Raw genomic sequence first — 1,137 nt, forward strand, 5'->3', positions numbered from 1 at the left:
GCGACGCCGCTGTCCGTGGGGTGGTATCGGCCAAATATATTGGATACTCAGTCTTTCATCAGGCCTACGTCTATCAAGGGAGTGTGGCGTTGGTGGGCGAGGACTTTTGTGGGCGGCGTTTTGTACGAAAGGGGTTGTCTCCGGGCGCGTAGGGGTAAATTGGTGTTTTTGGAGCCTGATCGTGATGTTGTGCGGAGGATTAGCCAGATAACTGGTAAAGAGCTGGGGCTGGGTTATGCAGGTGGTGGAGATGCCTCTGCGTCTAGGTTTAGGATAGTTGTGAGTGTGTTGGGGAGGCCGTATATTGGTTCTGTTACGAGGGCAAGTCGCTACGTGGAGTATGGCTATGGTAAGAGAGCTGAGTTTCAGAGGTTTAACCTGCTATCGTTATCTGATAAGGTTGAGTACGCGCTTGGTGGGAGATTTAGGTTGGAGATATCCGGTAGAGGGGTGGATTCGAAGATCTTCACGCTCGGCCTCCAGATGTTAGCGGTTGCTCTCACTTTTTCGGGCCTGGGGAAGGGCTCTAGGAAGGGGCTTGGTTCACTAGATGTGACGTGGTCCGACTTCTTGCCCCGGATTTCTGTAGGCAAGCTTATAGAGGAGGTTAGGGCCTCGCTGGAGAATCTGATAACTGATAGATGCGGGGGTCCTCAGAGGGAGTTGCCGCCGATGCCTGTGATGACCAAGGCGTCGCTGGATATGAGGCTGGCTTCTGTGTACCGGGTCGTGGGCTTGGATGCGCCGTCTCTGCATAACTTCTTTCTGCGGCCTCAGAGGGCTAGGGTGACGACCGGTAGCCCCATGGGCCAGGACGAGCTTAGGCGGAGGCTTGAGGCGTGGGTTTTGGGCCTGCCGCGGGAGCAGAGGGGGACTGGATACATCGCGGAAGTGGATAGGAGGGCCTCGACGTTTATGGTGGCGTACCACGGCCAGGGCCATTGGTTCAACTCCTCCGGGGAGGCTGGCGGCTACTTGACGATGTTGGTGTCGGGGGACTGGCCGACATCGATTACGTGGAGCAACTCGGGAGAAAGGGAGCTGTCTATAGACGCGGCTAAGGTTATTTCTGCTTACTCGACGGCTTTCCGCGAGTTTGAGGATTATGTCAATAAGATGGGGGGATCTGTAGCGGCG

General features: G+C 55.8%; 1 protein-coding gene. It reads left to right on the top strand.

What is annotated here, in order from left to right:
- Positions 1 to 1,137: RAMP superfamily CRISPR-associated protein (locus tag ACP5J3_RS14835; protein ID WP_428496384.1), on the top strand; the 1,137-nt coding region annotated here is incomplete at both ends.

The organism is Pyrobaculum sp., assembly GCF_049971835.1.
Lineage (GTDB): Archaea > Thermoproteota > Thermoprotei > Thermoproteales > Thermoproteaceae > Pyrobaculum.